21 protein-coding genes are annotated in these 26415 nt (G+C 55.9%); 14 read left to right on the forward strand and 7 right to left on the reverse strand.

Annotation, left to right across the window (positions count from 1 at the left end; genetic code table 11):
* Positions 1 to 386: 386 nt before the first annotated feature.
* The 3 genes from H6G53_RS10940 to H6G53_RS10950 all read left to right on the forward strand — a co-directional run bounded on the left by H6G53_RS10940 (position 387) and on the right by H6G53_RS10950 (position 3923).
* The gene (locus H6G53_RS10940) at positions 387 to 1685 is read left to right on the forward strand and encodes an FAD-binding oxidoreductase (protein WP_242030833.1); all 1299 of its coding nucleotides are present in this window, start codon (positions 387 to 389) and stop codon (positions 1683 to 1685) included.
* A gap of 105 nt (positions 1686 to 1790) precedes the next feature.
* Positions 1791 to 3194, forward strand: a complete 1404-nt coding sequence (locus tag H6G53_RS10945) for a (Fe-S)-binding protein (RefSeq protein ID WP_190532848.1) — start codon at positions 1791 to 1793, stop codon at positions 3192 to 3194.
* Between the two features lie 45 nt (positions 3195 to 3239).
* Positions 3240 to 3923, forward strand: coding sequence for a Uma2 family endonuclease (locus tag H6G53_RS10950; protein WP_190532850.1), 684 nt, complete (start codon positions 3240 to 3242; stop codon positions 3921 to 3923).
* A 4-nt stretch (positions 3924 to 3927) separates the two neighbouring features.
* Here the strand turns inward: H6G53_RS10950 and H6G53_RS10955 are convergent, their stop codons facing one another.
* From H6G53_RS10955 to H6G53_RS10980, 6 genes are all read right to left on the reverse strand, one after another.
* Positions 3928 to 4521, reverse strand: a complete 594-nt coding sequence (locus H6G53_RS10955) for a Uma2 family endonuclease (RefSeq protein ID WP_190532854.1) — start codon at positions 4519 to 4521, stop codon at positions 3928 to 3930.
* A gap of 138 nt (positions 4522 to 4659) precedes the next feature.
* Positions 4660 to 7125: a hypothetical protein gene (locus H6G53_RS10960; protein WP_190532856.1), complete on the reverse strand. Its 2466-nt coding sequence runs from the start codon at positions 7123 to 7125 to the stop codon at positions 4660 to 4662.
* Entirely contained in the window at positions 7079 to 7465 is a 387-nt protein-coding gene (locus H6G53_RS10965; RefSeq protein WP_099533300.1) for a DUF4346 domain-containing protein, read from the reverse strand. Before H6G53_RS10965 ends, H6G53_RS10960 begins: the two co-directional genes overlap by 47 nt.
* Before the next feature lie 57 nt (positions 7466 to 7522).
* Positions 7523 to 8647: a CO2 hydration protein gene (locus tag H6G53_RS10970; RefSeq protein WP_190355494.1), complete on the reverse strand. Its 1125-nt coding sequence runs from the start codon at positions 8645 to 8647 to the stop codon at positions 7523 to 7525.
* A gap of 273 nt (positions 8648 to 8920) precedes the next feature.
* Positions 8921 to 10432: an NADH-quinone oxidoreductase subunit M gene (locus H6G53_RS10975; RefSeq protein WP_190527171.1), complete on the reverse strand. Its 1512-nt coding sequence runs from the start codon at positions 10430 to 10432 to the stop codon at positions 8921 to 8923.
* A gap of 148 nt (positions 10433 to 10580) precedes the next feature.
* Positions 10581 to 12434, reverse strand: a complete 1854-nt coding sequence (locus H6G53_RS10980) for an NAD(P)H-quinone oxidoreductase subunit F (protein WP_190527173.1) — start codon at positions 12432 to 12434, stop codon at positions 10581 to 10583.
* A 954-nt stretch (positions 12435 to 13388) separates the two neighbouring features.
* Between H6G53_RS10980 and H6G53_RS10985 the strand changes: the two genes are divergently transcribed.
* From H6G53_RS10985 to H6G53_RS11005, 5 genes are all read left to right on the forward strand, one after another.
* Positions 13389 to 13697 carry a carbon dioxide-concentrating mechanism protein CcmK gene (locus H6G53_RS10985; RefSeq protein ID WP_099533298.1) on the forward strand — a complete coding sequence of 103 codons (309 nt, stop codon included), beginning with the start codon at positions 13389 to 13391 and terminating at the stop codon, positions 13695 to 13697.
* Between the two features lie 471 nt (positions 13698 to 14168).
* Complete coding sequence (locus H6G53_RS10990; RefSeq protein WP_099533297.1) at positions 14169 to 14504, forward strand: EutN/CcmL family microcompartment protein; 336 nt, start codon at positions 14169 to 14171, stop codon at positions 14502 to 14504.
* Between the two features lie 346 nt (positions 14505 to 14850).
* On the forward strand, positions 14851 to 16818 hold the full coding sequence (locus H6G53_RS10995; RefSeq protein WP_190532859.1) for a ribulose bisphosphate carboxylase small subunit: 1968 nt from the start codon (positions 14851 to 14853) through the stop codon (positions 16816 to 16818).
* 36 nt (positions 16819 to 16854) lie between these two features.
* On the forward strand, positions 16855 to 17883 hold the full coding sequence (locus H6G53_RS11000) for a hypothetical protein (protein ID WP_190532862.1): 1029 nt from the start codon (positions 16855 to 16857) through the stop codon (positions 17881 to 17883).
* A gap of 132 nt (positions 17884 to 18015) precedes the next feature.
* The gene (locus H6G53_RS11005) at positions 18016 to 18792 is read left to right on the forward strand and encodes a BMC domain-containing protein (protein ID WP_099533294.1); all 777 of its coding nucleotides are present in this window, start codon (positions 18016 to 18018) and stop codon (positions 18790 to 18792) included.
* A gap of 147 nt (positions 18793 to 18939) precedes the next feature.
* On the opposite strand, the gene ctpA is transcribed toward H6G53_RS11005, so the two are convergent.
* Positions 18940 to 20214 (reverse strand): carboxyl-terminal processing protease CtpA, encoded by a 1275-nt coding sequence (gene ctpA / locus H6G53_RS11010; RefSeq protein ID WP_370567814.1) that lies wholly within the window; start codon positions 20212 to 20214, stop codon positions 18940 to 18942.
* Between the two features lie 315 nt (positions 20215 to 20529).
* Between ctpA and petB the strand changes: the two genes are divergently transcribed.
* The 6 genes from petB (at position 20530) to H6G53_RS11040 (ending at position 26305) form a co-directional block, all read left to right on the forward strand.
* Entirely contained in the window at positions 20530 to 21177 is a 648-nt protein-coding gene (gene petB / locus H6G53_RS11015; RefSeq protein ID WP_099533293.1) for a cytochrome b6, read from the forward strand.
* Between the two features lie 215 nt (positions 21178 to 21392).
* Positions 21393 to 21875, forward strand: coding sequence for a cytochrome b6-f complex subunit IV (petD, locus tag H6G53_RS11020; RefSeq protein WP_099533292.1), 483 nt, complete (start codon positions 21393 to 21395; stop codon positions 21873 to 21875).
* A 452-nt stretch (positions 21876 to 22327) separates the two neighbouring features.
* The gene (locus tag H6G53_RS11025; protein WP_190532864.1) at positions 22328 to 23482 is read left to right on the forward strand and encodes a sulfate ABC transporter substrate-binding protein; all 1155 of its coding nucleotides are present in this window, start codon (positions 22328 to 22330) and stop codon (positions 23480 to 23482) included.
* Between the two features lie 270 nt (positions 23483 to 23752).
* Entirely contained in the window at positions 23753 to 24934 is a 1182-nt protein-coding gene (locus tag H6G53_RS11030; protein ID WP_190532866.1) for a hypothetical protein, read from the forward strand.
* Between the two features lie 143 nt (positions 24935 to 25077).
* The gene (locus H6G53_RS11035) at positions 25078 to 25806 is read left to right on the forward strand and encodes a MotA/TolQ/ExbB proton channel family protein (protein WP_190532869.1); all 729 of its coding nucleotides are present in this window, start codon (positions 25078 to 25080) and stop codon (positions 25804 to 25806) included.
* A gap of 73 nt (positions 25807 to 25879) precedes the next feature.
* Positions 25880 to 26305 carry a biopolymer transporter ExbD gene (locus tag H6G53_RS11040; RefSeq protein ID WP_190532872.1) on the forward strand — a complete coding sequence of 142 codons (426 nt, stop codon included), beginning with the start codon at positions 25880 to 25882 and terminating at the stop codon, positions 26303 to 26305.
* Positions 26306 to 26415: the final 110 nt, after the last annotated feature.

Below are 26415 nucleotides of genomic sequence, written 5' to 3' on the forward strand. Positions count from 1 at the left end.
CGATCGGCGCAAGCAGGGGAATTGAATTCGGATCGAATTGGCCTCGGGATCCATCTAACTAGTCCAATTAGTCCAATTAATCCAATCGATTACATTCGATCAATTCAGTCAATGATTTAAGAATTGGTTAATGATCGATGGGGACTTGATGGGCGGTCGACCCGATCGCTCCGGTGCGGAACGGTTGCTGGGGACAGCAAAACGGCAACCTTGAAGAATGATGGATTTTGCTCCATCGTCCCTGACCTTCTGGAAATTTCGGCGTTTTTTAAGGCTAAATTTAACCCGTTGCCTGGGGTGAATTCTAGAAAACCTGATCAAAGCATTTTCAATGCATTTCAAGGTATTTCAAATCAATTGCTGATTGTCTTGAGGTTGGGCCCGTGATGCGTGCGATCGATCCAAACGATCTGAATGATCCCAATGCTTTCAATGATTTATTAGATCCATCGATCGATCAGTTAATTGCTCGATCGATCGGCCAGTTGGCTCGCCCGGCGGTGATGCCCGAGTCGATCGAGCAGTTGACCGAGGTGATGGCGGCCTGTGCGGCCCAACGCCAGCCGATCGCCCCCTTCGGCAGCGGCAGCAAGTTGGCTTGGGGCGATGTTCCCAAGGGATCGGTGTTACCCGTGGGATTGGGCCGGCTCGATCGCCTGGTGATGCATGACGAGGCGGACTTGGTAGCCACCGTGGAAGCGGGCATGAAACTGCGGGATCTGCAAGCGGCCTTGGCTCCCTCGGGTCAGTGGCTGCCGATCGACCCGGCCTTTGCGGAAACGGCCACCCTGGGCGGCATTGTGGCCACGGCGGATACGGGTTCCCTGCGCCAACGCTACGGCGGCATTCGGGATTTGCTGTTGGGCCTGTCGATCGTTCGTTGGGATGGGCAAATCGCCAAAGCCGGCGGCCGCGTGGTCAAAAACGTAGCGGGCTATGACCTGATGAAGCTGTTTACCGGTTCCTTTGGCACGCTGGGCCTGCTGGCGACCCTGACCGTGCGGACTTACCCGATTCCCGAACAGTGCCAAACCCTGTTGCTGTGGGGCGATCGCCCGGCCCTGGCCCAGGCGGCCCAAGGCCTCCGCAATTCCACCCTCACCCCGATCGCCCTGGATTGGATTTGGGGCAACCCGGCCCTGCCGGAGCGGGCGATGAGCTTGGCGCTGCGGTTTGGCAGTGTGGCCCCCAGCGTGGCGGAACAGGTACGCCGCTCGATCGCCCTGGCCGAGCAGTTGGGCTTGCAATCCCGGGTGTTGAGCGAACCGGAGGAGGCGGACTTTTGGCAGGCCAGCCGCGCCGCCAGCACTGCCCCCACAGCCGATCGCCCGATCACGCTCAAGTTTGGTGCATTGCCCACGGCGGCCCCGGCCCTGCTCGATCGCCTGGCCAGCGGCCCGGTCAGCCAAGGGCAAATCCACGCCAGCAGCGGCCTCGGTTGGGCCAGCTTCGGGGCGATCGAGGGCGACTGGCTGCGGACTTCCCGTTGGATTCGGCAATTGCGGGCCGCCTGCGAAGCGGAACAGGGATTTTTGACGCTGCTGCAAGTGCCCCCTGAACTGACCCATCAGTTTAAGCAATCGGATCGCTGGGGCGATCGCGGTTCTGCCCTAGCCCTAATGGGGAAAATAAAACAGCAGTTCGATCCGCACCAGCTCCTGAATCTCGGCCGATTCGTGGTTTAGCGCCCGGTTTAGCCCCAGATTATGGAGGGCGCACGGCGGTGCGCCCCTACGATTTGTTCACGGTTTGTTCATTGCCATCGCCCATTGGTTTCACCCCACCGACCCATGCAAACGAGCGATCGCCCGATTCCCGCCAAAGAGAGCAACTTTCTGGCCCAAAATCCCCACTTGGGTGAATTGGCCGCCGGTCAGCGATCGGGCTTTGACCCCGACTCGCCGCCCGATCCCAAGCTGCTCGATTCCTGTGTCCATTGCGGGTTTTGCCTTTCCACCTGCCCCAGCTACCGCGTGTTGGGCAAGGAAACCGACTCACCCCGCGGCCGCATCTATCTGATGGATGCGATCAACGAAGGCACGGCCGAGCTGGATCGCACCACCGCCCAGCATTTCGACACCTGCTTGGGTTGCCTGGCCTGCGTCACCACCTGCCCGTCCGGGGTGAAGTATGACCAACTGATCAGCGCCACCCGGCCCCAGGTGGAGCGCAACGTGCCCCGATCCCTCCCGGAACAGGCCCTGCGAACGCTGATTTTCCAGGTTTTTCCCTATCCCGATCGCCTGAAACTGTTGATGCCGTTTCTGTTGCTCTATCAACAGTCGGGCTTGCAAACCCTGGTGCGATCGACCGGCCTGCTCAAAAAATGGCTGCCCAACCTGGCGGCCATGGAAGAAATTTTGCCGCGCCTGAGCTGGGACACCCTCAACCGCGACTTTCCCGAAACCATTCCCGCCCAAGGAACCCAGCGCTATCGGGTGGGGATGATTCTCGGTTGTGTGCAGCGCACCCTCTTTAGCGGGGTGAATGCCGCTACCCTGCGGGCCCTGACGGCCAACGGTTGCGAGGTGGTGATTCCGCCCAGCCAGGGTTGCTGCTCGGCCCTGCCCGCCCACCAGGGCCAAACCAACCAGGCCCAGGCGATCGCCCGCCAGATGATCGATGCCTTCGCGGCCACCAATGTGGACTACATCATCATCAACGCCGCCGGTTGTGGGCACACGCTCAAGGAATATCACCACATCCTGCAAGACGATCCGGAGTACCGCGATCGGGCTGCGGCCTTTGTGGACAAAGTGCGCGACATCCACGAATTTTTCGCGGAAGTGGGCTGGATTGCGCCGCTCCAGCCGATCGCCCCGGAGCCGGTGACGCTGGTTTATCACGATGCTTGCCACCTGTTGCATGGCCAAAAAATCAGCGCCCCACCCCGCGACCTGCTGCGGCAAATTCCCGGCGTGACCCTGCGCGAGCCGATCGATTCGCAACTCTGCTGTGGCAGTGCCGGGATCTACAACCTGCTGCAACCGGAAATTGCCGACGAGCTGGGTGAACTGAAGGTGCAAAACCTGACCAACACGGGAGCCGACGCGATCGCCTCGCCCAATCCGGGCTGTTCGTTGCAAATTCAAAAACACCTGGGATTGCAGGGCAAAACCGTGCCCGTGCTACACCCGATCGAACTGCTCGATCGTGCCATGCGGGGTGAAGCATTGCCCAAGGGCGATCGCTAGACTGGGTTTCATCCCATCTCAATAAGCCAGCCTGTCAGTCCGGCCATGGTTGATGCAATGGATTCCCGCTATTTCTCCCCCGAAGAATTTCTGGCGTGGGAAGCACAACAGCCGGAGCGCCATGAATACCTCAACGGTGAAGCTTACGCCATGGCTGGCGGCACGCTTGACCACAATGCGATCGCTGGAAATCTATTTTTTGCACTGAAAGCTTACCTACGCGGTAAACCCTGCCGAGTCTTTATCGGTGATGTGAAGGTTTACGTTTCGGAAAAAGGGCCCTATTTCTATCCTGATTTGGTGGTGACTTGCGATCCTCGGGATTTTCGATCGCGCCAAGCGATTCAATATCCTTGCTTGATTGCGGAGGTCTTGTCGCCCGAAACGGCTGAGTTCGATCGCGACCAAAAGTTTCAGCAATACGCGCGGATGGAATCCCTCAAGGAATATGTGTTGATTAGCAGCGATCGCCCGGCTCTCGATCGCTACTATCGGCCCGAGAATGCTGCCCCGAATTGCTGGGAGTTCACCCGTTATGGGGCAACTGAGTTTAATCCCAAGGCGATCGATTTCGATCAGCAACAGTGCTTACTAGCTGAAATTTCCTTTGTACTCCAAAGCCTGAACTTCAACAGCACTTTGGCGATGATCTATGAGGAAGTTCGGCTCGATCGCAATCTAGACAATGCGTCTGAGTTGGCTTCGGTGTCTGATGATTCAGCCCTTTAAGGCATTAATCAACCTTGGCTGCTTGCCAAATTTGCTCAACCATCAGGGGTGGTGATGGGTTGAATTGAGCCAAGGTTGGCGACAGAATTAACCCAGACTGATCTTGGGGAATTTCGTCATATAACCCTTCTTGTAATTGCAGAATAGTCAAGCGATTTTCGAGGGGATCCACAATCCAATATTCAGGAATTCCCGCTGCGGCATATTCCGATCGCTTGTAGCGGTAATCCCGCCCGATCGAATCAAGGCTGACAATTTCCACAGCGAGCAAGGGCGGCGTTTCAAAAACCGCCGATCGCCCTGCTAATTCCTGCACCTGCTCCCGTTGCACAACGCATAAATCCACCACGCGCGATCGCCTAAATCCCGTTCTGACACCAATTTCGGCAAATACCATCCAAGGTAGGTTGTTTTGACCAATTACCTGGCGAAGATAGTCACTTAAAAACTGAGCAATCAAAAAGTGCTCGATTCTGGGTGGATTCATGGGAATTAGTTCACCATCCACTAATTCATAACGAACATCACTGGCTGAGTCATCGGCTTGATGATTCAGATAGTCCTCAAAGGTCAAGAGGCGATCGCGAGTTGTAACCATCGAGTTCTGTCCTGATATTGGCTATTTTGGTTCTTGTTTGAAATCTTGATTCCATTAAAGTTCGAGATAGCTTGGGATTTTGTCTGATCGTGATTTGGGCTAGTGATTATTGTGATTTTAAGTAACTTGAATTGACAATTATTCAATTGCTAAATGCTGGAAAGTTAACGCGATCGGGCGGTTGCCAGCCGCAGGAATTTGATCGCGCAGAATGATGGATTGTTCATAAACCAAGCATAGCTGACTCCTGCCGGCCGGTAGGGCGATCGGTAAGTTCAAATCCAGGGCTTGGTTACGGGATAAAAGCTCACTGCGCCACAGGAGTTGATCATCTAAAAAGATGCTGAGTTGCTGATTGGTCACAGGAACTGTCGCTTGAATTTTGAGCTGTCGAGTTTGAGACTGATCGCTCTGCAAATCCAGGACGGTCATGGGGGCCAAACCCCAGCGTTGACCTTGGCGATTGCGATCTAACCCGCCGCGAATTTCCACACCGCGCACGGTTCCGAACTGCACGAGGTCTAGCTCCGGCACGGCGGTTTTCAGGGGGGCGGCTTCCGGATCCAGGCGATCGCGATTGGCAGGATCCGGGCTGACGGGGGCTGGGTCGAGAAAGGGCGAAAAACGCAACAGTCGCGCCTGATCCAAATCAACTAGGCCTTGCCAGGGGGCTGGCTTGGGAATAAACACCACACGCCCCATGCCCGGCACGGTGGTTTGGGCGATCGGGTGGCCCAATTGGGCATAAAACTCCTTTTCACATCCCCGGGCTAGGCGATCGATATAGAGATTAATGCCCGCAAAATCGCCTAATTGAAAGAATCGTCGAAAAAATTCCCACTCGTCCCTGCGAAAACAGCGGCGCTGGCGTTGGGTTTGGTTTAAATCCGGATGATCGGGCAGGGCCAAATATTGCCAACCGGCTTCGAGGTAGGGGGTGAGCTGGCTGGGGTGCAATCGCCCCAAGTATTGCCCCACGGTGGCTTTGTGGTGAAACCGGCTGAGGGCGTGGGTGCTGGGATGATGGGCAAAAAAAGGGCAGGTGCCATCGCCACTGCCCACGCCGTTTCCCCCTGTTACGCAAAAGGGCCAGTCCAAAACAGCCGTGCCCGGCTGCTGGGCCACTAGGGCCATATAGGGCTGAAAGCTGGGGTCTAGGGGTTGTGCGCGGAGCTTGAGGCCATAGCCGCCGATCAAGTCCAGCAAGCAGATGCCTGCCACGGCCAAGGCGGCCCAGCGGTTCCATTGTCGCGTTCGGGCCGATCGGCCCGCATCCGGCTGCCAACCCAGGCTGCATAGGGCCAGGACGATCGGGAAGACCACCGTACCCCGTCCGGCCACGCGATTAAACGAAAACCAGGGAAACCACTGCAAAATCGGTAAATCCCAGGGGCGATAGGCGATTAAACAGCCCATCAGCAAACCGAGGGGCACAAAAGCCGCCCACCAGCGCCGCCGTTGCCAGCAGCCGATCGCCCCCGCCAGCAACAACCCCCAGCCAACCACCCCATCAAAATCTGTTTCTAGGGGACTGGGCAGCACGGCTCGCCACCAGCCGGCCGCCGCGATCGGGTTGATTTGCGGCCAATAGGGGGCCAAAAGGCGCAGGGGATGGGCAAACCAAGCGCGATCGAAGGTGTTGCTCCAGTCCAACTCCTTGGCTAACTGCACGATGGGAATCACCGGCAGCAGATATAACCAAGCGGCCCAAATGATGAGGGCGATCAATCCCCACTCGATCGGGCGGAAGGGCGGCCAGCCATAAATCCAATAGCCAAGCCGGAGCTGCCAATCTGGGTTCTTTGCGTCTTGGTGGGCATCGGCGGCCAGCTCAATTGCTTGGGTTCGCCACCGCCACCACCTCACCGCCAACATCCATCCCCCCGACAGCACCAGCGACAGCAGCCCAAACCCTGCCACATAGCCCAAGTCCTGGCCCAAGCTCAGGAGCGCCAACGCCCCGCGCCCCAGCCACCAGGCCCGCCCGATCGCCCGGCCCCGCACAAATCGCCACACCAACACAAAATCCGTGGCCAGGCTCAGACCCAGCCAATGGACGATCGCCATGTTGCTGTGAAACGGAAACTTACAAATCAGGGCGTAGATGTTCAAAAACACCGCCCCGATCGCCGTTAAAATTGCCCGCCGTTCCCCAAAGTCCGGCTGCAAAATTCGCGCGATGCCAAAGAGGGCGATCGCCACCGACAGCAGAAAATATAGCTTCAGCCAAGGGCCCGCCCCGCCCAGACTGAAGAGCAAGGCATAGAACAAATCTCGCTCCAGACCCCAGGCCTGGAGAGCCACTTGCCCCCCGTAGGGATAAAACGCCCGATCGCTGACTAAATCGATATGCGGCAGGGGCCACCAGTGCCAATGCTCCCGCACATAAAATCCCATCGCTTCCCAGAGATCCGTGTCCCCCGCTCCCACCACCGGGAGCCAGGGCTGGGGCCCCAAAATCAAAACCCCCAGCAGACCATACAACAGCGCCGCCAACCACCACCCCTGAGGATGTTGTGTTCGGGCGCTGCGCCAGGCCGCTGCCAGGGCCTTGGTCTTAGTCTTGAATATATTCCGCACCGGTGGCCAAAGCCTGTTCTGCACGCATGAACTCTCGGCCTAAATAAGCCGCATGATCCAGCATTGAAACCGGTATCGGCTGGGTTTGTTCGAGCAATTTCACACAGAGTTCCTTGGCGGTGCGTCCGGTATAGAGGGCCTCGGCCGTGCGCGGAACAGAACCCTTCGCCGGAATCACCTTGCCGGTGACCGGATCCGTGGCCAAGCCCCGATCGTTAATCACGGTGCTGTAGTGTTTGGCGCAAATTAAGGCCTGTTCCCGATCGAGGTAGATCACGAAATAGCCAGCCGGGTCAAGGTCTAAAGGCCGTTTGGATAATTCATCGTCGATCGCCTGGCGTGTTTCCACAGAATTGAGGGTCATATCAACTGACATATTGACGGGTAGATGAATGGATCAATTATCAGATGAATTTGATGCCTAATCACGGTTCACATTGCCAAGCTGCGACGAAATAAACCGATCCATCCAACCATTCAAGTAGGCAATATTAGCCGATTGATGGGCCGGGTCAACCGACTCCAGGGGATGGGGAGCCAAGCCACGCAGAGCCGCCGTGGTGACACAATACATGGACTTTTGAAATGATTGGCAAATTTTCACCAATAAATCGTCTTCATGGCGCAGGCTATTTTCATAGAATTGGTGCAAATAATCGGGCACAAAATGCCGCATGTCCTGCATCAGGAGGGTTGGCGGAATGCCTGCGCCGCCCACGGGCAACGGGTCAGCATAGAGCGCACCATAGGCAAAATCGCCCTGTTCGGTGGGAATGCGGGCCGCTTGGGCATTGTAGGAAATCGTGCCGCTGAAGGGGGTTCCTCGGAAAAAGACCGCCTCCACGTAGGGCACAGCCGCATCCATTAGGAAGGTCATCTTGGCCGATCGGGGCACAATGTCATAGGTCACCCCGCCCAATTCCACGGCATATTCAATGGGGGAATTGGCCCCCGCCACCAGACCATCTTGGATATGTTGAACCACTTGGGGAATGGTGGTGATTTTGCGGCGATCGTACTGATCTGAAAGGCTCATGAACATGTCGCTCATGATTCGCCAAAATTGCCCCAAGGCTCGGTAATAGGCTAATTGCCGCACTTGTTCTAGCAAAAACTCAGGAAAGAGCTGATCCATTCCCAAGACGATCGGGTTTTTGGCAAAACGGGCCCGAATCGCTTTTTTGGCCAGGGCAATAAATTCTGGTGAATCTAGATAGTTATCATATCGGCCGCCCCCATGCCAGAACATAGCCTTCATGCAATATTCGGCATATTCAAAATTGATTCGATCATGCCGCCAATGTTTCAGTAACTTCGGTAGCGAAATTTCGCCATTAAAGTATTTAAAAAATGGAAAAAATCGCAAAAACTGATGCAGAGCAATATAGTTTAGGTTGTTAGAATAGGCATCTAAAACAATGCCGTAGCTATGCAGAATGCCCACCACTTCCAGCACGTTGCTGGGGCTATCTTTCAGCATGGCTTCCCCTTGCAAGAGCCGCTCGATCGTGCTGTTTAGGGGATGGGTGGCAGTCATAGAGAGCATGGGTTGAAAACCTTAAGCTGGGGCAATGGTGTTGAAGTTCGCAGCTTGAATTCACAGCTTGAATTTGCGGTTTAAATTCGCGGTTTAAATTCGCAGTTTGAATTCGTAGTTTGACTTCTGGGAACTGACAGTTCTGATGATCTGATTATATGAGGATCCCAAAGGAGCAATCAGAATCGGCCGGCGGTTGGTGATGTTCGTGCCCGATCGCGGGGTGATGACGGGCGATCGGGCAGTGCAAAGCCCTGAAACGGGGCCTGAAGCGGTGATTATTTAGGGACTGTGATGGGCCGCTAGGGCGATCGCGGTGGTGACCGGCTCGCTCCAGTAGGCTAGCCAACTGGGTTGCAGACCAAACAGGGCGATCGGGACAGCCAAGGCAATGGCCGGGGCCCGATCGAGCCAACTCACCGAGGGCAAATTGGCCACCCGCTCCGTCAGCCGCCCAAAAAACGACTGATTCAGCAAAATCAGGAAATAGACCGCCGTTAGCCCCGTGCCAACCATGCAGAGCAAGGTATAGATCGGATAGGTGGGGAAGCTGCCTCGGAAGATCAAAAACTCCGCAATGAAGCCCGCCATTCCGGGAATGCCACTGCTGGCCATCACCCCCAACACCATCAGCGACCCCACCACCGGCAACCCCCGTTGGGGATTAAACAACCCGCTGAGGGCGCTCAGTTGGCGAGTGCCCACCTTTTTATAAACAATCCCCACCAGCAGAAACAACAGGCCAGAAATCAAGCCATGGGCCACCATCTGAAATTCCGCACCCATGAGGCTGACGGGGGTGGCCGCTGCCGTCGCCAGCAAAATAAACCCCATGTGCCCCACGGAACTGTAGGCGACCAGGCGTTTCATGTCCCCATTGGCGATGCCTTCGGAAATGGCGGCAAAGGAACCATAGAGCACGCTCACCACGGCCCAGGCGGCCATCCAAGGTGCAATTTGGGTCCAGGCTTCGGGGAACATGCCCAACCCAAACCGGATTAAGCCATAGGTTCCCAGCTTCAGCAGCACACCGGCTAGCAGAACGGAGATGGGTGTGGAGGCTTCCACGTGGGCATCGGGCAGCCAGGTATGGAGAGGAACCAGGGGAATTTTGATGCCAAAGCCCACCACGAGCAGCGCCAGCAGCAAGAGTTGGGACGCGGCAGGCAAGAGGGATTCGGGGGCGGTGGCTTGGGCGATCGCAAATTCCCGCAGGGGTTCATAGCCAAAGGTGCTGAAACCGGCGGCGCTGGCTAATCCTAGGAAGGCGGCCAAGATCAAGATTCCAGAAACGGCCGTGTAGATCAAAAATTTGGTGGCCGCATAGCCGCGCCGGGCCCCGCCCCAAATGGCAATTAGGAAATAGAGCGGGATGAGTTCTAGTTCATAGAACAGGAAGAACAGCAGCAGGTCTTGGGCTAGGAAAGCTCCATAGACACCGCTGGTGAGTAACAACAGCAGGCTGTAGTAAAACCGGGGGCGGTTGATGGCTTCGTTGGTGCTGAAGATGGCGATGCCGACCAGCATGGTGTTGAGCACCACCAGCGGGAAGGACAGGCCATCGATGGCGAGGCTGTAGCTGAGGCCGAGTCGATCGATCCAGGGGAAGGATTCAACCAGGGACAGGCGATCGGTGCCGGGGTCAAATTGGGTCACGATCACTCCGGTAATAATTGTCAGGCCAATCCAGTTCAAGATGGCCGCCTGGCGGGCCTGGGTGGCGTTGACTTTGCCGGGCCAAAGGGCGATCGCGATCGCGCCGACAATGGGAATCCAAACCAACAAACTCAGCAGCACAGTTTTTGCCTCTCTGTCTCAGCCATCAATCATCAGCAACCAATCATCTATCTCAGCCATCAATCAGCCGTTTATTGGCCCGTGGCTCGCCCGTGACTCGCCTGCTATTCGCTTCTGAATCTTCCGTTTCTTGCCCATTGGGTTCCTAGAACCACAGTTGCGCCAGAGACCATCCAGCCAAGACCACCATCATGCTGACGCTGATCAGCACCACCAAAACGTAGCCTTGGGATTGGCCGGAGGTGCTGTATTTCAAGCCCTCGCCACCAAACAGGGCCGCTACCCCGACCAAATTCACCAGGCCGTCAATGACGTAGCGATCGATCCAGGCCGTGAACCGGGCCGCCGCCCCGACCACGAGGGCAATGGTGAACCGATAGATTCGATCGATATAAAAGTCGTAGGCCAACAGGTCTTGCAGGGCTGGAATCGGCAACTTCACCGGCCGCGCCACAACCCCAAAGCTATAGATGGCAATCCCGATCGCCGCGCCCAGGGCCGCCGAAGTCACCAGGGCGATCGTTTCTGTGATCGGAAATTGCAGCATTCCCACCCGGGTTAACAGCAGTTGCCACCGCTCCAACATCAAGGGAACCAACAGGGTCAGGACGATCGAGGACACGATCGGCACGGCCATAGTCCAGCCCACCTCCGGGGCCCGGCGAGTTTTGGGTTGTGTGGAGCCACCAAACACCAGCCCAAACACCCGGGCCAAGTTCAGTGCTGTCAAGCCATTCACCAGCAAGACCACCGCGATCGACCAACTGGGCATGGCTGGCTCACTGAGCCACCGCTCCATGGCCCAAAAGGATCCCAAGGGCAACAGGGCGACCATCCCCATGGAGCCAGCCACAAAAGCCATAGTCGAAACGGGCATTTTTGACCACAGGCCGCCCATTTGGGTCATGTCTTGGGTGCTGGTGTTCAGAATGACACCGCCAATGCTGGTGAACAGAGCCGCCTTCGCGATCGCATGGGTCAGCAGCAACAGCAACGCCACATCCGTTTGTTGCAACCCCACCGCAATGAACACCAACCCCAGATAGGCGCTGGTGGTGTGGGACAGGGCCCGCTTCAGGTCAATTTGGGCAATTCCCACCAACGAAGCCCCGATCGCCGTCATGGTTCCCAAGGCAATGGGAATCGCCGACCCCAAGGGCGACAGGGCCAACACCGGAGCCAGCTTAATCAGCACATAGGCTCCACAGGCCACCACGATCGAATTCCGCATCAGGGAAGCTGGATTGGGCCCTTCCATGGCTTCGTCCAGCCACAGGTGCAGCGGAAATTGGGCACATTTGCCCGTGGGCCCCGCAATGAGGGCGATCGCCAGCAAACCTGCTTGCCAGTCCGTTAACTGAGCCGTTTGGGCCCAATCCGCCAAGTCCGAAAAATTCAAACTGCCGCTGAGGGTCGAAAGGGCCAATGTCCCCATCAGCAGCAAAATATCCCCCACCCGCTTGGTCAGAAAAGCATCGCGGGCCCCTGTAACGGCCAAGGGCTGTGCATACCAATAGCCCACGATCAGATAGGTGGAAAGGGTCAGCATCTCTAGCAGGCAGTAGCTCAACAGCAAAGAATCGCTAATCGCTAAGCCGCTCATGGCCCCTTCAAAAAAGCCCATCATGGCGAAGAATCGCGCTAAGCCCCAGTCCTTTTCCAAGTAACCTAGAGAGTAGACCTGCGCCACCAAACTCAGCCCTGTGACCAGCTCCATGGCCCCCAAACTGACCGGAGAAACCTCCAAGACAAAGGAGAGCTTGAAATCCGCCACCTCCAGCCAATTAAAACTGAGGTATTGCGCCTCCTGACCCCAAAACTCCCGAAACAGCCAACCGCCGTGGATGGCGGCCAAAATCGTCATCAATAGGTTGATGTAGGCGGCGGGCCGGGGCCCCGTGCGTCGGATGGTTCCCGTGGCCCAAGGCAGGGTCATCAACGCCCCAATCAAGCCATAGGCCGGCACAAGCCAGACGGTTTGCACCAGCCATTGAGTCAGAGGGGGTAAGGCGGTCATGGGCGATCGCGCTCAAGGTAAGGGTGAACAGGAAAATTTAAAAAGGCGCAAAAAGGCGCAATCAGGCGAAAAAGACAGCAATAGCCAGCAATAGCCAGCAATAGAGCTAAAAACAATCAGGCGCAAAACGGACGGCAAGTTGGCCGGCCATCGTTAAGCCTAGCAAGGGATTGGATCGGTTTTGATCCTCTGCGATCCTCAGTTTGGCATCCCCTGTAGCTGGGTTCGTGCCGCTGCCAAGGGAGCCATACCTGGGGCGATCGGGTATTTTGACCCCATGGTCTAGTCGAGCAACTTCGGTTGTTCGGTTAGGGCCGGAATCCCTACGCCTTTAGGCTGGGGAGGATATCAACGTTGAAGACGATGATCCAATGTTTTTGATCATTTCATGCAAAGGTCATGCAAAGGCGTTGATGGGATGCCTTGGGCAATCGAGATCAACTTTGCAATTCCTTTGCAGGGGGATTAATTTTTCTGATTTTCTGATAAGCGAACGAGGGCTTAACCGCAAGTTATCAAAACGATTGAGATTAAAAAAGCTGATTGGGGACGCTTTTCACTACACTAGGAAATAGGCAAACTAGTTAGTAAAGCGTTCATTCCTGCCCAGGTAGCAATCCGTAACGAATCGTTGCGGGGCGAATTGCCTTAGGTGCTGCCCCCTGTAGCCTAATGCGTAGGGAGCCGTAACTAGGCTTGGGAAGTTCGTCAACGCTATTCTGCGGGGGAATCGCGGGTTCAGTGGGTTTTTTTACGAAAACCCGCGCTCTATCGTGCGTATTATTTCCAATTCTTGAGAAATAATGGCTAGCGCCAGATCCCCAAGGGGGGTACGATAAATGCCGCGATCGCACTAGCGCAGGGACGATCGTCCTTGGAAACAACCAAGGCGTTCTACAACATTCGCGTTTACGACACAACATAAGGAGTTCGGCAATGCCTATTGCAGTCGGAATGATTGAAACCCGTGGTTTTCCCGCCGTTGTGGAAGCCGCTGATGCGATGGTGAAGGCCGCTCGGGTGACCTTGGTGGGCTACGAAAAGATTGGTAGCGCCCGCGTGACCGTAATCGTCCGTGGCGATGTGTCGGAAGTGCAAGCTTCCGTGGCCGCTGGCGTGGAATCTGTGCGCCGCGTGAACGGTGGTGAAGTGGTTTCGACCCACATCATTGCCCGTCCCCACGAAAACCTGGAGTATGTGCTGCCGATCCGCTACACCGAGGCAGTGCAACAGTTCTCGGAATAGTCATCCAAGCGCGAAGTTGGCTGCGTTAGGCTTTGACGCAATTTCAGCGGGCAGCAGTTTTTAAGCGATCGAGCATGAGAATCAGTCGTCTCCATCAGCGGGCAAACCCCAGGGCACTGGGGAGCTTAAACCATTGGTGTTGAGATCAAGGTTCCGAATGCGCTGGCATGACGCGATCGCCCTATCGAAATTGGTTAAGACCTAACTTCATCCAACGGGCCAAAAATTTTTGTTTGGGTCTGATAACGACTCGATCGCACTGTCGGTTAGTCAGTGCTTGTCCCGATATTCCGAAACAATGCAATTTATTGAATTGCAAAGCGTTTTTAGAACTTTCTGATCGAGGCGATCGCTTCGATCAGGTCAGTGGCTAAAACGGATAGGAGTGTTGAGGGTGAGTCCTCGTAAAAAAAGCTTCAAAGTGCCTGTTGTTTTCGCGATCGTTCACAGTGCTGGTTTGAATCAGTTGCTATGCAAATTGCACGGGTCTGCGGCACGGTGGTTAGCACCCAAAAGGAACCCAGCCTACGGGGTGTGAAGTTTCTGTTAGTGCAGTTGGTCGATGCGGCTGGTCAGCTCACGCCGAAATATGAGGTGGTGGCTGACGGGGTGGGGGCTGGCATGGATGAATGGGTGCTGGTGGCCCGGGGCAGTGCTGCTCGTCAAGTGGAGGGGGGCGAAGGTCGTCCAATTGACGCGGCGGCCATTGCGATCATCGACACCGTGAGCGCTGAGAATATGCGCTTGTACAGCAAGAGTGATGAAGACCGGCTGCTGTTGCCCAATAATGCCCGGTTGCCGAATTAGGGTCACCAGTGCGGAGTTACCAGGAATGGTCTATGGACTTACTTCTAGGTCTGTTCCAGGGATTTGCAATTAAGAGTGGCTAATGGCAATGGGGACTCATGGCAACTTGGGTGAATGGCAACTTGGGTGAATGGCAACTGAAGTGCGGCGATCTAGTGATCAGGTCAACTCAATGGAGTCACTTGATCATCTAAATCAACGACATGGAAGGCAGCCAGTTCGGCCCTGCCAGCCTGGGTCGCAAACGCAGCCACCTGCACCGCGATTGAGTAGGAAGCTTCCTGGTTGCAGCATTCGCTAGCGAATCGCAGCAATTGTTAGTGAAGTCGTGACGGAGGTTTTAAGCATGGGATCGCGAGGGGCAAATGGAACGGTTATTGATCGGAAGTCACTGGCTTCCGATCAATCCGTGCGGCCCGCCATCCATCCCACGGCTCAAGTTCATCCGTTCGCCAATGTGGTTGGTCAAGTAACGATCGCCGCTGGGGCAAGGGTGGGGCCAGGCACATCGGTGCGAGCCGATCGGGGCGCAGCGTTTCACATCGGTGCGGGGGCATCGGTGGAAGATGGAGCGTTGATCCATGGGTTGGCCGACGGCTGTGTGTTGGGGGATGACGGCCAAGATTATGCGGTTTGGATTGGTGAATCGGCGACAGTATCACACCTGGCGCTGATTCATGGCCCCGCCTACATCGGCAGCGATTGCTTCATTGGCTTTCGATCGACCGTGTTTAATGCGCGGGTCGGCGATGGCTGTATTGTGATGATGCATGTGCTGATTCAAGACGTGGAAATTCCGTCGGGGCGTTACGTGCCGTCGGGTTCAACGATTCTGACGCAGGAACAGGCCGATGCGTTGCCGGTGGCTCGGGAGCGCGATCGGGAGTTTGTGCGCCAGTTGGCCGGGTTGGATCATTGGCCTGAGGGGGCGATCGCCAACCCGACGGGCAATTGGCCCGCCAACGGTTCTGCTGTTCAAGATTATCGTTCTGAAGGTTCTGGGGGTTCCGTGGTTACGACGACGTTGAGCGCCGAGTTGGTGCAACAGGTTCGCCAATTGCTGGCTCAGGGATACCAAGTCAGCGCTGAATATGCCGACGCACGCCGCTTCCGGGCCAATGCCTGGACGAGCTGCGCCCTGCCGCGATCGGCCTATGAAAGCGACGTGCTGACGGCCCTAGAAGGCTGCCTGCGTGATCACGCGGGTGAATATGTGCGGGTGATCGGAATTGATCCTGCGGTTAAGAAACGGGTTTATGAATCGGTTGTCCATCGCCCGGGCGACAAGGTGGGCCAAGGCACGGTCACCAGTGCCAAAGCCAGCCAACCGAGCAGTAACGGCAACGGCTCCAAAGCTCCGACCAGCAATGGTGCGGTTGGTGGCGATTTGGCCACCCAAGTGCGCCAACTGCTAGCCCAGGGCTACCAAATTGGTACGGAACATGCGGATCCGCGCCGCTTCCGGGCCAATGCTTGGACGAGCTGCAAGCCGATCGACTCCACCAGCGAGTCCCAGGTGTTGAGCCAGCTCCAAGGCTGCTTGACCGACCACGCGGGCGAATATGTGCGCCTGATTGGGATTGATAAACGGGCTAAGAAGCGCGTTTTTGAATCGGTGATTCAACGGCCCGACGGTTCCGGAGCCAAGGCGGTGACCGGTGCTTCGGCAGCCGCTGCCAGCAATGGTGCAGCGGTGGCTACGGGTGGCATTTCGGCGGAAGCAGCAGCCCAAATTCGGCAACTGGTAGCCCGGGGTTGCAAAATCACGGCGGAATTTGCCGATGTGCGTCGCTTCCGAGCCAACGCTTGGACGACTTGCGGTTCGGTGCAAGCCACTTCGGAACGGGAGGCGATCACGTCCTTGAGCGCCTGCATGGCTGAGCACGCCACCGCCTATGTGCGTTTGGTGGCTGTGGAACCCGGCAGCAAGCGCCGCGCCGCTGAAATCATTGTTCAGCGTCCCGGCGTGCAAGCGGCCAACAATGCGGTGAGCTTCAGCGCTCCTGCGGCGGCCAGCACCAATGGCTCTGCTCCGGTAAGTGCCGGAAACGTGCCCGCTGCCGTGGCCCAGCAAATCCAAAAGCTCCTGAGCCAAGGCTACCGAATTGGCGCTGAATATGCCGATGCGCGTCGGTTCCGGGCTAATGCTTGGACGAGCTGCGGCGGTCTGGAAGGCTCCTCGGCTAACCAAGTGCTGGCGGCCCTGACGGCTTGCTTGGCAAATAACCCCACGAGCTACGTGCGTGTGATTGGCATCGACCCGACGGCCAAGAAGCGCGTTTACGAAGAAGTGGTTCAGCGTCCCGGTCGCTAAGACCCGGAGGCCCCCATCCCCCTATTCGGCTGCCGCATGATGACCCTGCAACCGCTACATCCGGTGGACGATCGCCAGTCCTGGATTTCCGGCGAAGTGACGCTTGATCCAACGGCGACGATCGCCCCCGGGGTGCTGTTACAGGCGGATCCGGGCAGCCGAATTACGATCGGCCCCCACGTGACGATCGGGATGGGCGCAGTTGTCCATGCCTGTCAAGGGGGGCAAATTGTCCTGGAAGCCTCGGCCCATCTGGGGGCCGCTGTGCTGCTGATTGGCGCGGTACGGGTGGGCCGATCGGCTTGCATTGGCCCCAGCACGACTGTTTTGAACCAGTCGATCGCCCCTGGTCAGCTAATTGCGCCGGGTCAATACTTAGGAGATTCAGGCCTAGGAGATTCAGACCTAGGAGATTCAGGAACTCAAAATTCAAATCCGGGAAATTCAGGGGCTGAAAATCCAGGGGCTAAGAATTTAAATACGGGAGATTTGAGGGCTGAAGATTTACCGGCCGCCGCTCAGTTCAACCAAACCCCGATCGCCCCCAGCCCACAACCAAACGCCCCGGTGACCGACGACCCGCCCGATCCGTTGCCCTCTCCCTGGGATGAGGACGATGAAGAACGCCAGGATCGGAGTGGCCGTTTCTATCGCCCGGGATTTTCCGGAAGTCCTTTTCCGCCTGCACCGCCCGCCGCGCCGCCCTTGCCGGAACCCGTGCCCTACCAAGCACCGCCGGGTTTGGCTCCCGGTGTCAGCCCCATCCAGCCGCGCCCGATCGCCACGCCAGCCATTCTTCCCGGCACTTCAGCAACCTCAACCACCTCAGAGCCGCTGACCTCGACACCGACTGTGGCCGAGCCGCCGCCTACCCCAAGCGCGATCGTTACCCAAACCACTGAGCATCAAATTGTGGAGCAAAAGGTGGAAGTCTATGGACGCAGCCACGTGAATCGGTTGCTGTCCATGATGTTTCCCTATCAGCAATCCCTGAACGGAACCCATGGAGCCGGTCAACTGCCCTCTGTCCACTCACCAGGCGCGGATGATCGGGATGAACCCTGAGTCTCTGTTCACCCGATCGCGCCAATCTCTGTGGCGGGCCGAACCTGTGGCAGGCCTAAGATAGAGGCAGCAATGTTCTGAATTGCCCCGAATTGCCCCGATCGTTCCCCTTGCGTCCCTCCCTTTTCTCCGATGACCGCTGCCACTCCCGCAAATCAATCTGCCCTCGGCATGGTCTCAACCCGCAGTTTTCCGGCAATTGTCGGCACTGCGGACATGATGCTGAAATCGTCGGGGGTGACCCTGGTGGGTTTCGAGAAAACCGGTAGCGGCCATTGCACCGCGATCGTGCGGGGCAACGTCGCCGATGTGCGAATTGCTGTGGAAGCTGGCGCAGAAACTGCCGGACAATTTGGGCAACTGGTGGGCAAAACCGTGATTCCGCGGCCGCTGCCCAACTTGGATGCGGTGTTGCCGATTCGGCCACCCAGTTGGGACGCTTTGGCGGAAATGCCCCGCAGCCCGTTTGCTAACCAAGCGGTGGGCTTATTAGAAACCGTCGGCTTTCCGGCCATGGTGGGAGCCGCCGATGCCATGCTCAAGGGAGCCGATGTGCGGTTGGCCGCCTACGAGACGATCGGGGACGGCCTTTGCACCGCCATCATTCGCGGCTCCGTGGCTGACGTGGGCATGGCGATTCAAATTGGCATGGCTGAAGCAGAACGGATTGGCCAACTCCACGCGGTGATGGTGATTCCCCGCGCCTTGGAAGACTTGGAACGGGCCTTGCCCTTGGCGGAACATTGGCAAGCGACAGTGGAAACTCGTCGGGCGATCCCGATCGAGCTGCATCAAGTGGAGCGGCGGGTGATGCAACCGGTGGCCCTGCCGGAGCTGCAACGCTTAGAACCAGTGGAGCTGCCGATGCGTGAGCCTCAGCAGTTGGAACGCTTTGAGGAGCGCCTCTAGGACGCGCTTGGGTTTCGTGATGGTTGCCTGATTGAAGCCAATCTGCATCCGGCCAATCTGCATCCAGCCAAAACCTGCAAATTGAATAGCCAAGTTAATAGCCCCTGAGCATGATGATTGCGCCAGGGGCTGATTTTGCGGCTGATTTTAGCGACGGGCCGTTACCGTGCCCGTCAAGTTGGCCAGTAGGGTCTCCACCGCTGCATCATATTGGGGATCGACCCGATCGGGGGCGGATCGATCCCCAATCGGCAGCGGGGGTGGGCCATCAATGGGGCGATTCGGCTCAATGCCGGCTTGGTTGATATCCCGGTGGGATGGGGTTTCATATTTAGCGATGGTTACCGCCAATCCGGAGCCGTCGGCCAAATCAAACAGGGATTGAATTAACCCCTTGCCAAAGGTGCGTTCGCCCACCAATTGGGCCCGGCCGCTATCTTGCAACGCCCCGGCCAAAATCTCGCTGGCGCTGGCGGTTCCCCGATTCACCAACACCACCAACGGCGCATCGGTGAGGGCATTGCCGCTGGCCTCGAAGGAGTCGAACACCCCTTGGCGATTCACCGTATAAACGATCGGCCCGCTATCAATCCATTGTCGGGCGATCGCAATGCCCGCCTGTAGCAGTCCGCCGGGATTATTGCGCAGATCGAGCACAAACCCCTCAGCCCCTTGTCGCGACAGTTGCTTGATGGCGGTGGCCATTTCCGCCGCTGCGTTGCCATTGAACTGGCTGAGGCGCAGGTAGCCAATATTGCGCCCCTGATCGCGCCGCAACTCCGCCACTACCGGATTAATCGCAATGCGATCGCGCACCAAGTCGTAGTCCTTAGGTTCCGGTTCCCCCGATCGCTGAATTTGCAATCGCACCTGACTGCCCGAGGGGCCGCGCATCCGCTCCGCCGCTTCATCCAAGCTCATGGCCTTGGTGGGGATGCCGTTAATGCTCAGAATTTGATCCTGGGGCAAAATTCCCGCGCGATCGGCCGGTGAACCCGCCAAGGGAGCCACCACCGTCAAAGCGCCCGTTTCGGGATCGAGCGCGATTTGTAACCCCACCCCGGTCAGTTCCCCGGAGGTGTTGGTTTGCAAACTGCGATATTGCTCCGGCGACAGGAATCGGGTGAAGGGATCCCCCAAGACCGCCAGCATTTCTTGAATCGCTCCATAGGTTTCCGTTCGATCGCGCAAGGGCTTTTTCAGCGCCTTTTCACGAATCCACCACCAGTTTTGATGATTAAACGTGTCGTCTATATAAGCGCGGTTAACAATTCGCCATGCTTCACTCAGCAGCTTTTGCTCCTGGGTCATGGCCCAAGCGCGATCGGTGGGCCCACCCAGCCACAGCAGCAGCACCCATAACCCTAGGAGGAGTCCAACCCTAAATGGTTTTTGAATCAGATTCTTAAGCATGAAACCGATCCTAACTGCTGAAAGGGGCTTCCTCAAACCCTACCCAAAATTGTTTAACTTGCGCGGTCGAGTGACAACCCGTCCCGGCGCGATCGCCCCCTGAGCCATCCCCTTCCTGAGAATGGCTTACGGACTCCCCGGATGGGTCAGCGCCATAGCCAGGCACTCCCGAAGGCAAAGTAAATCCCCCCCTCCGCGCGATCGCACCACTGATCGGGTCTCCGTATCAGGTTGGGAGGATTTCCAGTGTGTTAAATTTTTTAAAAAGCGCCATGCATTTTTAAGTTTCAGCCTCATCCGTTTCCAGCAAGGGACTCCGCAGCTATGTCGAAACTGTACGAATGGTTCGACGAGCGTTTGGAAATCCAAGCACTCGCCGACGACGTGACGGACAAGTACGTTCCGCCCCACGTCAACATCTTCTACTGCCTGGGCGGTGTCACGCTGGTCTGTTTCCTGATCCAGTTTGCCACCGGCTTTGCCATGACCTTCTACTACAAGCCCACCGTGGCAGAAGCGTTCTCGTCGGTGCAATACCTCATGACCGACGTGAGCTTTGGCTGGCTGATCCGCTCCATCCACCGCTGGTCTGCCAGCATGATGGTGCTGATGATGATCCTGCACGTCTTCCGCGTGTACCTGACCGGTGGTTTCAAAAAGCCCCGCGAACTGACCTGGGTAACGGGTGTGGTGTTGGCCGTGTTGACCGTTTCCTTCGGTGTGACCGGCTACTCGCTGCCCTGGGACCAAGTGGGCTACTGGGCTGTGAAGATCGTGTCCGGCGTGCCTGAGGCGATCCCGGTCGTCGGTTCGACCATTGTTGAACTGCTGCGCGGTGGCGAAAGCGTTGGCCAAGGCACCCTCACTCGCTACTACAGCCTGCACACCTTCGTCCTGCCCTGGATGATCGCCGTGTTCATGCTGATGCACTTCCTGATGATCCGCAAGCAAGGGATCTCGGGCCCCCTCTAAAGATGCGCTACCGGGTGTGGCTGGCTTGGTGCTCATTCGCCGGTTGTTGAATTGTGTATCGCCGTCTTGAACTCCCTCGGGAGCTTTTTTAGGATTGGTCTTCAGGATTGGTCTTAAGGATCGTTCAGGATCGGACTAAAGAACACAGGGAGCAACCGGCTCCACCCTTGTCCCACCTGCCGTTTTAAATTCCCTTCACGGAGAAGCGTTTAGCGATGTCCATCCTCAAAAAGCCGGATCTGAGCGATCCGAACTTGCGCCTGAAGCTGGCCAAGGGCATGGGTCACAACTACTACGGTGAACCCGCTTGGCCGAACGATTTGCTCTATGTGTTCCCGGTGGTGATCCTGGGAACCTTCGCCCTGATGGTGGGTCTGGCTGTGCTGGATCCGGCGATCGTGGGTGAACCGGCGGATCCGTTTGCCACGCCGCTGGAAATTCTGCCGGAGTGGTACCTGTATCCGGTGTTCCAAATCCTGCGGATTCTGCCGAACAAGCTGTTGGGTATCGCCTGCATGGGCGGCATTCCTCTGGGCTTGATGCTGGTTCCGTTCATTGAGAACGTGAACAAGTTCCAAAACCCCTTCCGTCGTCCGGTGGCCATGGCTTCGTTCCTGTTTGGAACTGCCTTTGCCATCTGGTTGGGTATCGGCGCAATCATGCCGATCGACAAGTCCCTGACCTTGGGCCTGTTCTAAGGCAGCGGGTTTGCTGGACAACTGCTGAAACTGATTGCGGCGATTAGTTGCTATCAGTTGCCATTGATATCAAACGGGGCGATCGATTCAGTTCGATCGCCCCGTTTTGATTGGGTTCTTGATTGGATTCTTGATTGAATTTTTGCTTGGTTTGAGCTTTCTGTTTAGTTTCATCTTTCTATTGCTGGCTTAAGCTCAAGTGCCGAATTGCCTATTTTGGTTGTTGTATTCCGTTTTTGTATTCTAAAGATCTTGTCTTGAGCTTAGCAAACTGATAGGCGGCTTTTGTTTTGCGGAGCTAATTGAGAATTCCCTGATTTTTAGACCGTTTTTGAGCAAATTCGATTGACTTTCCCTGGGGGCATGAGTATCATCTTGCTCAATAAATCCTAAAAGCCGATCGGAATACCGGGGTTTATAAAAAACAGCCTGCCCCCCTTCAGCCAAGCACCATGCGATTGTCTCTCCTCCAATCCCTGCAAGCTCTCCGCTCACAGCTCGACCCCCTGAACTCAAAGGCCCAGCGCCTTGGCCGCCGCACAGCCCTGCGATCGATCGCCCTGGCCGTGGCCAGCGGACTCAGTGTTTTGGCACTGTCGCCCACCAGCACCAATGCGGCGAGCGCACGCCTAGGCAATCCGTCTCCCCAAAATCAGCCGTTACAAATTAGCCAGAACAAGCCTGTAGAAATTACCTTGGTGACCTATGCCGTTACCAGAGCTGCCTACGACAAAATCATTCCGTTGTTCGTGGAGAAATGGAAACGCGAACAGGGACAAGATGTTGTTGTTAACGCCAGCTATGGTGGCTCCGGATCCCAAACGCGCGCGGTTTTGGATGGTCTAGAAGCGGACGTGGTGGCGTTGGCCTTGGCCGCAGACACCAAGCGCCTCGAAAAGGGTGGATTAATTAACCCCGGTTGGGAAAGTGAAGCGCCCAATAATGCGATCGTGACGCGATCGGTGATTGCGTTCGTCACCCGTCAGGGCAATCCCAAGGCTGTGCGAAATTGGCCAGACTTGCTGAAGCCTGAAGTCAGTATCATTACCGCCAATCCCAAAACTTCCGGGGTGGCTCGTTGGAATTTCCTGGGTCTTTGGGGTTCAGTTACCCATACCGGTGGTAGCGAAGAGCAAGCCTTGGACTACGTGCGGCAGGTTTATCGCAAGGTGCCGGTGCTGCCCAAGGATGCCCGTGAGTCATCGGATGTGTTTTTCCGAGCCAACCAAGGCGATGTGTTGCTGAACTATGAAAACGAAGTGATTTTGGCCGGGCTGCAAGGTCAACAATCCCTGTTTTATGTGGTTCCGCAAACCAACATTTCGATCGAGGGGCCCGTTGCCGTCGTTGACAAAATTGTTGACCGTCGTGGCACTCGGGCGGTGTCGGAAGCTTTCGTGAAATTCCTATTCACGCCAGAAGCCCAACGCGAATTTGCCAAATTTGGCTTCCGTCCTGTGGAGCCTAGTGTTGTCCGTGAGTTTGAAAACAAATTCCCCAAGGTGAACAAACTCTACACGGTCAATGACTTTGGTGGATGGGATGCCGTCAACAAAAAGTTCTTTGATGAGGGTGCAGTCTTCGACCAAATCTATACCAACCGCTAGTGAAAGATGCTTTTGAGCAACATCAAAAGTAATTAACTTTCTGGAGTGGCTTGACTAGTTTGTTGAAGAATGTCGAGGTTAACTCAAAGGCAGTTTTTGCAAGTTCACGAAAATGAGTGAATTTGCGAAGGCAGCCTTTCCTTGTAAGCAAAGACGTTAACCTCGAATGACTTCTCTGATGATGTTGTGTGGTTTTGTTTGCCTTCATTGCTTGCCTCTAGTGAATTATCTCGTCAATTGACGTGACGCTTCCTTCCTCGCTCCCTAATCGTGGCTTTACCTAAACTGTTTCCTTCATTACCGAATTTGGACTCTCTGGCTTTTGAACGAAAGACCGGAGAGTTTCAGCCCTCGATCGAGGTCGATTTGGCGGCGAATCCTGATGACGATTCCCCCGAGGCGATCGCTTGGTTGCATGTTTTAGAAAGTCCGGTTCCGCAATCGAAGGGTTTGTTTTGGGGCACGATGGCGTTGGCATTGGGTCTGCATCTTGTGCTCGGCTTCATTTCCACTGGAGATGAGGCAAAAGCACCGCCCACCAATCCTCAAGAGAAAAAGGTGCGCATCGTGCAGTTGCCCATGCCGGGCCAGCCGATCGCAAAGGCAGCCCCCCTGACACCGGCACGACCCACACCGCCCGCGCGATCGCCCATTCAACGACCGGCCATTAGCCGCCCTATTTCACGTCCAGCCCAGCGACCGATCGTGCAGCGGCCTCGCCAAACCCCGCCACCCGCGACGACCCCGCCTGCCACCACTGCACCCGCGACCACTGCACCCGCGACCACCGCCCCACCCGCCACCGGAGCCAACCCCTGGCAAGACTTTCCACAATATCCAGGGGCAAAACCAGGCTGCTTTAATTTGCAGTCTTGCCTCAGTACGGGCAAATCCTTGGCGGAAGTGTCGCAATTTTTCCAAAAGGAATTGGCGGCTCGCAAGTATTCAGTTCAACCGGCTAATGGCAGTGCCAACGGCGGGATTGTTTTGCAGGTTTCCCGTGATGGGTTAACGCAATTTTTGAGCATTTTGAATGCGGAGGAATTGGGGGCAATTTATGTTTTGTCAGAGCAGCCTGTTGGCTTGGGAGATTTGACCAAGGCGATCGAAGTGCCAAACGAAATCTACAGCGTGCTGAGTGGTTTGGCGGCAGAGGATGCAACCGCCGCTCAGTTTGCTCAACCCAATGATTTCTTCCCGGCTGGCACGGTTCGATCGGAAATTGCTGCCATGAAGTTTGTGGCTGGCGAAGATCCCACGACGTTCTTTGATGCCTATTTCCGCACCAACCTGGTCAACAACGGCTTTGATCCCCAAGAAACCAATCAGCAATATGGCGGCGGTTTTGTTTATCGCGTGAAAAAAGCCAGCTTGGTGCTTTACCTCAACCTAGTGCCCACGGCTGACAACAGCGGCACGATCGTGGTTGTTTGGCGGGTTGCACCTCAATGAGACATTAACCCAGCCGCACAAAACCAGAATTGACTTGGGCGATCGCCTGTTTAATTTCCAATGATCAACTTCCACAAAATATGGATTCATTGATCGCCCGATCGTAGCCATTGTTCAGGAACCCAAATAGGAGCTAGGAATCGATGTCGAATTTGTTTCAGTTGATTGCTGTTGGTGGGCCGGTGATGATCCCCATTGTCGGGATGTCGATCGCCACGGTTGGTTGCGGACTAGAGCGATCGTGGTTTTGGTATCAACTCCTGAGCCGTGAAGATCGTATTGTGCGGGAAGTTTTAGAAGCCGCCCACTACGATTTGGCAGATGCAGCAGCGATCGCCCGCCAAGCCAAGGAATTGCCGATCGGGCGGTTTTTATTAGCCCCTTTGCGGCTCCAAGATCCCACCCCAGAAACCTTTCGCCTCGCCCTGGAAACAGCAGCCGATCGCGAGTTTATTGAAATGCATCGTGGGGACAAACTCCTCGAAAGTGTTGTGGGCATTGCCCCGCTCCTGGGTCTGTTGGGAACAGTGACTGGCTTGATTGCCACCTTTGCCAACCTCAACATTGGCGGCTCCGGAGGTGGAGAAGAAGCTAGTAAAGCAGCAGCCGGGATTGGGGAAGCCCTCACCACAACGGCTGGAGGAATGATCGCGGCGATTTTAGCCTTAAGTATCCTCAGAATTTTAGTAACTTTCCAAACTAAGCAAATGCAGTACTTTTCCCAGGTAGGCGCTGCCCTCGAACTGATTTATCGGCAGGTTTGGTATGAAGCCAACCGAGATGATTCAAACACGAATGCGTTAGAAGCAGAATCTGACTCAAACTTGAATGGCATCAATCTAAGATCTGAAAAAACTGCAACAACTAACTAACTTATGCCAAGTCAAGTCATGAATAAAGCTTGATTGATGCAGCGCAGAAAACAGTTTTCTAGGAGCACAGGATATGTATTCCCGCAATCGTCGTAATCAGCCTTCTTCGCAGATTCCCGAGGTTAACTTGGTGCCTATGATGGATGTGATCATGACTATTTTGACCTTTTTTATCATTGTCTCCATGACCTTGACGGGGAATAATAGCGCCCTAAAAATTAACCTGCCCAAGGCAGATGCGCCCCCAGCTAGCAAAGAAAAAACGCCTGATCCTTTGATGGTGAGCCTGTCGAATACTGGGCAAATTTCGGTGGGTAGCCAACTGGTTTCCGAAGCAGATTTGATCTCGCAGGTGCAAACCTATTTGGGCAAAAGTCCCGAAGGTGCTGTTTTATTAAAAGCCGATAACAAAGTTGCCTATGAGCAACTCGCCAAACTCTTGGGTAAGTTGCAGAAAGCCGGGGGCGATCGGGTGTCGTTGGCGATCGAGTCACCCTAGATAGTCATGCAGAAGTGTTGAATGACAGATTCAGGTTATAAAAAAGGGGTAAGAAGATGTAATTCTTACCCCAAACAATCAAAAAGTAGTACACCAATGTTACGCTCATT

Origin of the sequence: Limnothrix sp. FACHB-406 (assembly GCF_014698235.1) — a bacterium.
Taxonomy (GTDB): Bacteria; Cyanobacteriota; Cyanobacteriia; order CACIAM-69d; family CACIAM-69d; genus CACIAM-69d.

What these genes read in the sequence shown, in the direction of transcription:
- H6G53_RS10940 (WP_242030833.1), top strand. Translation starts at nt 387, where the DNA reads ATGCGTGCGATCGATCCAAACGATCTGAATGATCCCAATGCTTTCAAT.
- H6G53_RS10945 (WP_190532848.1), top strand. Translation starts at nt 1,791, where the DNA reads ATGCAAACGAGCGATCGCCCGATTCCCGCCAAAGAGAGCAACTTTCTG.
- H6G53_RS10950 (WP_190532850.1), top strand. Translation starts at nt 3,240, where the DNA reads ATGGTTGATGCAATGGATTCCCGCTATTTCTCCCCCGAAGAATTTCTG.
- H6G53_RS10955 (WP_190532854.1), bottom strand. Translation starts at nt 4,521, where the DNA reads ATGGTTACAACTCGCGATCGCCTCTTGACCTTTGAGGACTATCTGAAT.
- H6G53_RS10965 (WP_099533300.1), bottom strand. Translation starts at nt 7,465, where the DNA reads ATGACCCTCAATTCTGTGGAAACACGCCAGGCGATCGACGATGAATTA.
- H6G53_RS10970 (WP_190355494.1), bottom strand. Translation starts at nt 8,647, where the DNA reads ATGCTCTCTATGACTGCCACCCATCCCCTAAACAGCACGATCGAGCGG.
- H6G53_RS10985 (WP_099533298.1), top strand. Translation starts at nt 13,389, where the DNA reads ATGCCTATTGCAGTCGGAATGATTGAAACCCGTGGTTTTCCCGCCGTT.
- H6G53_RS10990 (WP_099533297.1), top strand. Translation starts at nt 14,169, where the DNA reads ATGCAAATTGCACGGGTCTGCGGCACGGTGGTTAGCACCCAAAAGGAA.
- H6G53_RS10995 (WP_190532859.1), top strand. Translation starts at nt 14,851, where the DNA reads ATGGGATCGCGAGGGGCAAATGGAACGGTTATTGATCGGAAGTCACTG.
- H6G53_RS11000 (WP_190532862.1), top strand. Translation starts at nt 16,855, where the DNA reads ATGATGACCCTGCAACCGCTACATCCGGTGGACGATCGCCAGTCCTGG.
- H6G53_RS11005 (WP_099533294.1), top strand. Translation starts at nt 18,016, where the DNA reads ATGACCGCTGCCACTCCCGCAAATCAATCTGCCCTCGGCATGGTCTCA.
- petB (WP_099533293.1), top strand. Translation starts at nt 20,530, where the DNA reads ATGTCGAAACTGTACGAATGGTTCGACGAGCGTTTGGAAATCCAAGCA.
- petD (WP_099533292.1), top strand. Translation starts at nt 21,393, where the DNA reads ATGTCCATCCTCAAAAAGCCGGATCTGAGCGATCCGAACTTGCGCCTG.
- H6G53_RS11025 (WP_190532864.1), top strand. Translation starts at nt 22,328, where the DNA reads ATGCGATTGTCTCTCCTCCAATCCCTGCAAGCTCTCCGCTCACAGCTC.
- H6G53_RS11035 (WP_190532869.1), top strand. Translation starts at nt 25,078, where the DNA reads ATGTCGAATTTGTTTCAGTTGATTGCTGTTGGTGGGCCGGTGATGATC.
- H6G53_RS11040 (WP_190532872.1), top strand. Translation starts at nt 25,880, where the DNA reads ATGTATTCCCGCAATCGTCGTAATCAGCCTTCTTCGCAGATTCCCGAG.